This is a genomic window from Chitinophaga sp. (assembly GCF_036566945.1).
In the GTDB taxonomy this organism is placed as follows: domain Bacteria; phylum Bacteroidota; class Bacteroidia; order Chitinophagales; family Chitinophagaceae; genus Chitinophaga.
In genome coordinates this window covers 1-8,865 of record NZ_DATCVJ010000566.1, presented here as the reverse complement: position 1 = coordinate 8,865, position 8,865 = coordinate 1, and the positions used below count along the sequence as shown (strand labels likewise).

Below are 8,865 nucleotides of genomic sequence, written 5' to 3'. Positions count from 1 at the left end.
GGATACGCTGACGCATACTGCCAGAATACAATTTTATAACAACGATTTCACGAAACGTTTTCGTGTAGTCGTAGAAGGTATAGCGGATGATGGTAGTGTAGGCAGACTGGAACAGGAATTTTAAGGAAGCTATTAGCTTTTAGCAAAATGCAGCGGAGATAAACATATACACTATGTTCTCCGCTGCATTTTGCTAAAAGCTAATGGCTAAAAGCTATAAAATCAGCAACGGCGTCACAATCCCCACAGAAAAACGATAATTATCATTGTTCACCATCCCGAATTGCGTTTGTGCGTAGTCGGTATACCGATACACTCTTCCTATCATATTGGCGTATACTTTCAGGTTCACCGTTTTAAACGGATATACTTCTATGCCGGGAATGTATCCCCAGGCGGTACGCAGTTTTTTATCTTTATTGGGGTCCGGATTGCCATCCCAGTAGGCAAAATCCACCATACCGGTTAAGGCCAGATGTACGATCCGGCTCAGTTGTATGTCGGCGCTCAGCCAGTGGCTCATATATTTTACGCCTTGCACTGCTTTTTTATCAGGCGTAAAACTGCTCACAATTCCTTTGCGATCGAGGTTTTCCAGACTTAACTTAAAATCATACTGCAAACGAAAACGATCTAACGAGAGTTGATTACCCAGGGCAATGTAGTTCATGTATTGATGGGTAGCTTCCTTAAAGAGGCTGTAAGACCAGATGGTACTGAACTTGCCATCAAACATATTGCCCCGCCAGTTGATCACGGCTGCAAAAGGAAATTTGCTTTCGGTGATACCCGGTAGAGAATCATACAGTTCTTCAAATGTCTTGGTTCTGCTGTTTAATAACTGAAAGGTAAATTCGTTATTCTTATCAGGCAGAAAGCCTACCCCTGTGCCTGTCAGGAAGTTATCTGCATACTCAATGATATCAGAATACTCGTAAATATCGATTGGATTCGCATCAAATTCGTAACCACCCCAGTCTGCACACAATTTACCTGCATATATTTTCCACTTTTCACTGGGATCAAAACGTAAAAAAGCGAGGTCGGTAGATCTGCTCAGGTTATCGACAGATTGTGTAATGGGGTCGCGGGTATACCGGTCGCGGAAACGGAAGTAGAGCTTATCGGCCACCTTTCCTTTGATCTCCAGGCGGAACTGCTCATTCACGAAACGGGAGCCTGTATAGGTACCGTTGACAAATTCATTGCGAAATGCGAAACGCATATTGGCGATGACATCTACATTATTAAGCAAAGATTGTTTATTGACGGGTATCAATGGGGCATGCAGTGTATCATTGGCGGCTTCCTGCTGCTGTGCGGATGCAGTAAATGTGCATAATAATATGCACACCATAAGCCATTTGCGTATATGCATAATCGTTAAATTTCGGAATGATTGTATGCTCGTAAAATGCTACCATAGTATCCCCGCCAGGAGGAAACCCACCGCTACAGAAACGCCTACACCCACAAAGCCAGGTAACATAAAACTATGGTTCACGAGGTATTTGCCTATATGTGTACTGCCGGTGCGGTCAAAGTTAATAGCCGCCAGCAGTGTAGGATAGCCAGGCAATACGAAATCACCGTTTACCGCCGGAAACATGGCCACCAGGTGAGGAGGAATAATACCCAGTGATAATCCCAAAGGCATCAGCGCTTTGGTAGTAGCCGCCTGACTGAAAAGGAGGATGCTGAGCAGAAACAGGGCAATGGAAAAAGTCCATGGAGCTGAACGCACCATATCGCCGAGGGCATGCTCGATAATATCCGTATTGGTTTGCATAAAAGTAGCACTCATCCACACCACGCCAAAAATGGATACTACCGCCTGTGCACCGGAACTAAACAAACTTGCTTTGGCTACAGCAGCCGTACTGGTTTTACAAAGCAGCATGATGGCTGCCGCAGCGGCCAGCATCACCAGTTCTATAATGGCCGACATCTTAATATTGCCCGCAGCATCTACCGCCAGGTTGCTGGTACCCGCACCAAACGAAGGCAGCATGCCGGGGAAAGCCCCCACCAGTACAATTAACAATACTGCCAATCCGAAAATCAATACAGACGTTTTTGCACCGGGCAATAACGGCGCCTGTGCCGCTTCCAGATCTGAATTAATGCTGGCAGCAAATTCGGGGTCTTTCATCTTTTCAAGGAACATAGGATCTTTGTCGAGGTCCTTACCCATTTTCCAGCATACGGCCACACCAGCCAGTGTTCCCACCAACGTAGCGGGGATACATACTTTGAGGATGTCCAGCAACTCCACTTTACCACCAAGAATAGTGATGATGGCAGCAGTCGCCGCAGAAATAGGACTGGCCGTGATGGCCAGGTGAGAAGAAATAACAGAAATACTCAATGCTCTTTCAGGGCGTATCCTTTTTTTGGTAGATACTTCTGCAATAATAGGCAGCAGGGAATAAGTAATATGTGCCGTACCTGCAAAAAGGGTGAACACATAAGTGACCAGTGGGCCCAGCAACACAATCAGCGAGGGCTTGCTGCGCAGGATCTTCTCTGCCAGTCTTACCAGGTAATCCATTCCACCGGCTGCCTGCAAAGTGGCCGCAGTACTTACTACCGCCAGGATAATCAGCATCACGTCAATAGGTGGTTCTGCGGGCCGCATGCGGAACAGGAATATATAAATGGCCAATGCCACCATCCCCATTACCCCCAGCCCAATGCCCTTCATGCGGGCGCCTACCAGGATGGCCGCCAGTAAAATTGCAAATTGTAACCAGATCATATGAAGTATGTATATCTGATGATAACCATTATCCGCAATAATTATAGGATGTTTCTACACTGCAGACCAGCCCCGGAAGCCGAACATGGCGGGCAGCTGACCAGAAACCGGTGAGCTGCCCGATATTTTATTGGATAAATTGAGGTCTGATCAGGTTGTCGAAGGTGAAAATCTCATCCCACTTTTCCTGGGTCACCCACTTCTTTTCCTTCACTGCCAGATCATGTACAGATTTTCCTGTTTCCAGTGCTTCCCGCGCAATAGCTGAACATTTCTCATATCCGATAATTGGATTCAGTTGTGTTACAATACCAATGCTCTGCATCACCATTTCTTTGGTACGGTCTGCATTAGCGGTGATACCTACTACACATTTATCTTTCAGGGTCTTACATGCATTGCTCATATAGGTAATAGCGGTAAACAACGCAAAAGAGATTGTAGGCTCCATCACGTTCAGCTGTAGCTGTCCTGCTTCTGCGGCCATGGTTACCATCAGATCGGCACCAATAACATAGAAGGCGGTTTGATTCACCACTTCCGGTATTACCGGATTTACTTTACCAGGCATAATAGAAGATCCTGGCTGCATAGGAGGCAGGTTAATTTCGTTTAACCCTGTCCGTGGGCCGGAAGATAACAACCTCAGGTCGTTACAGATCTTGGAAATCTTCACAGCCGTACGTTTCAGCACACCGGATAACTGCACGTAAGCACCCGTGTCATAGGTCGCTTCTATAAGATCTGTGGCCAGTACTAAGTCCAGACCAGTAATCGCCACCAGGTGTTTAGTGACCAGTTCGGAATAGCCCTGTGGCGCATTTACGCCGGTACCGATGGCAGTAGCACCCATATTGATTTCAGAGATGAGCCGTTTACTTTCTTCCACACGCGACAACTCTTCATGAATATTGGTAGCGAAGGCTTTGAACTCATCGCCCATACTCATTGGTACGGCATCCTGCAGCTGGGTACGACCCATTTTCAGCACGTTCTTAAACTCTACCCCTTTAGCGCCAAATGCCTCTGCCAGTTCGTTCAGGATCACGCTATAGCCAGTCAGCTTATTCATGAGCGCTATACGGAAAGCGGTAGGATAGGCGTCGTTGGTTGACTGCGAGCAGTTTACATGATTGTTAGGGTGACAAAATTCATATTGTCCCTTTTCCTTACCCATCATTTCGAGGGCCACATTAGCAATCACTTCGTTGGCATTCATATTCACCGAAGTACCTGCACCACCCTGTATCAGGTCGCTCAGAAACTGATTATTAAATTCGCCGGCAATCACGCGATCACATGCTTTGATAATATATTCTGCAATATTTTTGTCCAGTACTCCCAGGTCCCGGTTGGCCATGGCAGCGCCTTTTTTTACATAACCCAACGCCTGTACGAATATGGGTTCCACCATCAGCGGAATGCCGGTAATATGAAAGTTCTCAATTGCACGCAGGGTTTGAATACCGTAATACACATCATGTGGTATTTCTTTTTCTCCGAGGAAATCGTGCTCAATTCTCTTTGCCATATTTAAAGTAATTTAGGCTTGAAAGTTAAACGCATTTACAACAATGAAACAACGCCAATTGTTTTATTTTATCTTAAAGTGCAGGGCTTTTATTAGCTGTTCATTCGTCATTTATGATTAGTAATTCACAATTATCTATGGTCTACCGTATTTCACTGATCTGTTGTCTATTTTTATTTTTCGGAAGAAGTCAAAGTTTTTCGCAGCACCTGCAGCCCAACTTTAACCCATCAGAATATAGTGAACTGCTGAAACTGGCGGAGCGAATGGGTGATACCCCCTGGACCAAAGTAAAGAGCAATCCGCCCCGCGACTGTGAGTTGATTTATCGTGCCAAAGAATCAGGATTGGTAAACCGCTGGGACCTGTGGAAGCGAAATGATGGCGTAGGTATTATCGTGATCCGTGGTACCATTGGCAGCAGTACTTCCTGGCTGGAAAATTTCTATGCCGGCATGATTCCCTCACAGGGTACGGTAAAACTAAACGACAGTACCGCAGTACCCTACAAAGTAGCAGAAGATCCCAAAGCCTATGTGCACGCAGGATGGATGCTGGCGGTAGCAGCGATGGGGCCTGAAATAAAAAGTAAAATAAATGAATACTATCAGCAAGGCATACACGAATATATCATCTTCGGACATAGTCAGGGCGGTGCCATCTCATTTCTGTTGCGTTCGTACTTTGCTTATACCGATGGACTCCCAAAAGATATCGTATTTAAAACATACGCCAGTGCGGCGCCGAAGCCGGGTAACCTCTACTATGCGTACGACTATGATTTTCTTACCCGGGGAGGCTGGGGACTACGGGTGGTCAATACACGCGACTGGGTACCCGAAACCCCTTTCTCACTGCAAACCTCCCGGGATTTCAATACGGTAAGTCCTTTCACCGATATTAAAGGCTCTATGAAAGATCAGAAATGGGCGATCCGTTGCGTACTCAATTACATGTATGGTCGCCTCGATCGTCCTACGAAGCGCTCTTCCAGGCGCATGCAACGGGTATTAGGCAAGTTCGCCTACAAGCGTGTCAGAAAAGTACTGCCCGAGTATCAGCAACCGGATTTCGCTACCAGTCACAATTATACCCCGGCAGGCACGCCAGTCATTCTATACCCGGTAAAAGGTTATGATGAACTGTTTCCGTTTGATGGAAAAAATATCTTCCGTCATCACATGTTCGAACCTTACCGATGGGAACTGGGGCAGATTTATAAGATTGATACCAATTAATCGTTGCTGCCTTTTTCGCCGGTAAACCAGTGTTCCTTGTCCCGGAACAATACGTTGAAAGTAGTCAGGGAGCCATAGATGCGGGTAATGTACTGTTGCATGTTTACCTTTTCTTCATCCGTGAGTACCTTATGGCTGTTGATGTTTTGTTCCAGTACGCGCAGGCGGTCACGCAGCATCACTATTTTATGAAAGAAGGTATCAATAGGTAATTCCTTTGCCTTCAGTGTGGGATCGCCTGGTTGCAGCACCAGGTTACCGCCTTTCCAGCGATCACCCAACGGTACCACTTCCGTAATACCTCCCCACAAACGAAGAATTTTCAGGATAGATGTTTCCACCTCGGACGCAGTTTCCACTTCGGAAGTCGTATTCTCGGCCACCAGCACCTCAAAGAGGGGATCTGTTTTATCGATCATCTTCATGCCGTGGTCCATGAAAGTAACGCGGTATTGGGCGTATTTCACCGCCACAATTACCCCGGGGCCATAATGTGCGTGTTGTACCCTTGAGCCAACGCCGAGTGTGAGTTCTTCCATTATTTTTTCCTCAAACATAAAAAATTCCGGCAAAGGATGGAACTAACATTTGGGAGTGTATCGGGAATGGGGGGATAACAAAAAAAGTGTGATGATCTGTAAAAGATCATCACACGCAACCTGCTATTCTTTTACCTTGTTCAGGAAATAGGATAATTTAAATAACAATTCATCCTGTAAACCAGCACGCAGCTTGGCTTCTTCGTCTGTTATACCTAAGCGGCGCAGGCGTTGATAATATACATAGGAGCCGCCAATCAATTCCAGGCACTCCTGTATTTTACGTTTCACTTCTGCTTCTTTGGTACGTTTTTCAAATTCCTTTTTAGTAAGAATTTTATCAACAAAGTAGAAGTTATCTTTATCTTCTACCCACTTATTACCTTCTCTGTGCTGGGGTTTATATACTTCCAGGTAGCAATTGTCCAGTTTCAGTACATCGCCAAATTCTGCGCGTATATCTATCACCGTTGGTTTCTCTGCTGCCGGATTTCCCAGACGTTTTTTAATATGATTGCTGATTTCAACACCCAGTTCATCGCTGCTCATCAGGATCTGATTCAGTTCTGAAAACTCCAGGCTGATGGTGATGCGGGCATATCCTCTCCCACTCTTTATTTTACCGAATAAGCTGGGGGTAGTTTGTTCATCAAAAATGATGTCTTCTACCTGCACTTTGGTAATGGTTTTATAGTTGGGTGTATAACCATCTTCCAGCGGAGTAGCACGCTTGTTTACCAGGCGGGAAGGTTCCTGCCGGCGGGTAAACTGTATGAACTCATCGATAAATCGCAGCTCTTGCTTTTTCAGTTTAGCATAGAGTTCATGGGTAGTATGATTATGTATTTTACTCAACAGCATCAGGTCATTCCAGCTGTCGAAATGTTGCATTTTTTTCAGTTCGTCAAGGATATCACCTGCCGCCATATTACGGCGATAGAAGAGCTCTCCGATGAGAAATAAGGCATACTCCTGTGCCGGGTATCCCAGTTCAGGCAGTACATCATAAGGACTGCGTTTTTGTTCGCGGCCGCTCTCTAAAAGATCTATATCTGACATAACCGGCGCCAAAAGGTACTTACGTGCGGCAGCACGTAGTTTCTTGCTCACATAATCCACCAACTGGTCACTTACGTGTCCATGGTGCACAAAGTCATGCAGTATCTGCACAAAACGCCGCGATGTAGGCAATCCAAATTGTGAAAGAATATCATTTTCCATGTCCAGCACGTCCTCAAAACCAGGCTCCTCCTTTCCAGGCTTCACCCGTTGATCCATTTGCTGGCAACGCTGATAGTACTCCTGTAACTTCAGTTTAAGCTGATCCATAATGTATATACGATTAAATTTTAAACACTTATATTAAACAAAACAATAGTGGCACAGTAATTCCGAAAAAATTTTCTGTCTGGTTAACATATCCTGGCTTAATGGCGTCGAAAAACCCGAAAACAGGGGTTCTGAGCTGCCATAAAAAACAACATTCAGTTGATTATCAACTATCTATAAAAATGGGAATGGAATGGGAAAGTGCGCAAAGATACATCTTTTCCTGAAGTGAGCAAAAGAGAGTGGAAATTGGTAGTGTCCCCGTTTGAAATGTCTTTTTTTCAGACTAAATACCTTTCGAAAGCGTACAAAAAAGCGTGACAATAAATTACATGTCCGGCTTCTTCGCTACACCAATTAGATTAACATCAATAAGTTCTAAAGATTTAACCATATGCTGAACCGTTTCCTTATACTTCTTGAAATGAGGTGTTTCTATATGTGCTTTGTATGCGGTGGTATCAGCGTATATTTCAAGTATGGTGATATGTGTAGGGTCGCTTTTATCGGCAACAGCATAATAAGTTAATACGCCGGGCTCCTTAAGAACAGCAGTGGTCATTTGCTTTTTTAGCGCAGCGTTATACTGCTCCAATTGCGATGGATCAACTTGAATTTTTGCCAATCGAACCATTTGATTTTTCTGCTGTGCCATAACTTTTGTACTAAAAGAAAGCGTAAGTATACATATGGTAACAAGTAACGTCCGGCAGCTACTACAATTCAATTTCATTGTAACAATTTTTTTATATGCTTTCAAGTTATTAGGATGCCTTTTCTTAGTAAAGATAATCATTCACGACTGTTCAAACTGAGACACTACCTGGAATTCCCGGCCCCTACCGTCCCTATCCCAAGCCCCTTTTATTTTTCCTCTTTTTGGTAAATATCATTTATAAATTTCTCCACATATGTAATTCCTTGAAAATTTTTTATTCAAAGTATTTGGAATTTAAAAATAGTTTCGCTTATCTTTGCACTCCCAACAACGAAATACGGTGGTTGTAGCTCAGTTGGTTAGAGCATCAGATTGTGGTTCTGAGGGTCGAGGGTTCGAAACCCTTCAATCACCCAACCGTTAAAAAAGGCTTCTGTAAAAAGAAGCCTTTTTTGTTTTTATACCTGCTCGCAATCAGCGCCGGGCGAAGGTTACCAACATGTGCCTCAAAAAAGCAAACGAACATTTCATTTCTCCCGAAGGGAAAATATTATTTAAAAAAATACACAGAAAAATTTCTTTAGTAGCAAAAGATTCTCTTATATTTGCACTCCGAAAAACGGGGTAACCGTTTAGGACACGGTGGTTGTAGCTCAGTTGGTTAGAGCATCAGATTGTGGTTCTGAGGGTCGAGGGTTCGAAACCCTTCAATCACCCAAAAGCCCGGAAGTCAATAGCAATATAGGTTCCGGGCTTTTTTATGTTCAATTGTCAATAGCTTTTTTGTTAACATCGGAAACAGTATCAGGAAC

Annotated in this window: 7 protein-coding genes and 2 tRNA genes; 3 read left to right on the top strand and 6 right to left on the bottom strand. The window is 44.4% G+C overall.

Annotation, left to right across the window (positions count from 1 at the left end; all coding sequences use genetic code 11):
* Nucleotides 1–214: 214 nt before the first annotated feature.
* From VIP81_RS17200 to aspA, 3 genes are all read right to left on the bottom strand, one after another.
* A complete protein-coding gene (locus VIP81_RS17200) occupies nucleotides 215–1,378 on the bottom strand; it encodes a porin (protein ID WP_331963541.1) in 1,164 nt (387 codons plus the stop codon).
* 39 nt (nucleotides 1,379–1,417) lie between these two features.
* Nucleotides 1,418–2,758 (bottom strand): anaerobic C4-dicarboxylate transporter, encoded by a 1,341-nt coding sequence (locus VIP81_RS17195; RefSeq protein WP_331963538.1) that lies wholly within the window; start codon nucleotides 2,756–2,758, stop codon nucleotides 1,418–1,420.
* 127 nt (nucleotides 2,759–2,885) lie between these two features.
* A complete protein-coding gene (aspA, locus tag VIP81_RS17190) occupies nucleotides 2,886–4,289 on the bottom strand; it encodes an aspartate ammonia-lyase (protein WP_331963535.1) in 1,404 nt (467 codons plus the stop codon).
* Nucleotides 4,290–4,426: 137 nt separating this feature from the next.
* On the opposite strand from aspA, the gene VIP81_RS17185 reads away from it, so the two are divergent.
* Nucleotides 4,427–5,527, top strand: coding sequence for a lipase family protein (locus tag VIP81_RS17185; protein WP_331963530.1), 1,101 nt, complete (start codon nucleotides 4,427–4,429; stop codon nucleotides 5,525–5,527).
* On the opposite strand, the gene VIP81_RS17180 is transcribed toward VIP81_RS17185, so the two are convergent.
* The 3 genes from VIP81_RS17180 to VIP81_RS17170 form a co-directional block, all read right to left on the bottom strand.
* Nucleotides 5,524–6,066, bottom strand: coding sequence for a hypothetical protein (locus VIP81_RS17180; protein ID WP_331963526.1), 543 nt, complete (start codon nucleotides 6,064–6,066; stop codon nucleotides 5,524–5,526). The genes VIP81_RS17185 and VIP81_RS17180 overlap by 4 nt on opposite strands.
* A 123-nt stretch (nucleotides 6,067–6,189) precedes the next feature.
* The gene (locus VIP81_RS17175; protein WP_331963523.1) at nucleotides 6,190–7,395 is read right to left on the bottom strand and encodes a hypothetical protein; all 1,206 of its coding nucleotides are present in this window, start codon (nucleotides 7,393–7,395) and stop codon (nucleotides 6,190–6,192) included.
* 328 nt (nucleotides 7,396–7,723) lie between these two features.
* Nucleotides 7,724–8,050 (bottom strand): putative quinol monooxygenase, encoded by a 327-nt coding sequence (locus VIP81_RS17170; protein ID WP_331963520.1) that lies wholly within the window; start codon nucleotides 8,048–8,050, stop codon nucleotides 7,724–7,726.
* A 343-nt stretch (nucleotides 8,051–8,393) separates the two neighbouring features.
* Between VIP81_RS17170 and VIP81_RS17165 the strand changes: the two genes are divergently transcribed.
* Together VIP81_RS17165 and VIP81_RS17160 are read left to right on the top strand one after the other, a co-directional pair.
* Nucleotides 8,394–8,467 (top strand) — tRNA-His (locus VIP81_RS17165).
* Between the two features lie 228 nt (nucleotides 8,468–8,695).
* Nucleotides 8,696–8,769 (top strand) — tRNA-His (locus VIP81_RS17160).
* Nucleotides 8,770–8,865: the final 96 nt, after the last annotated feature.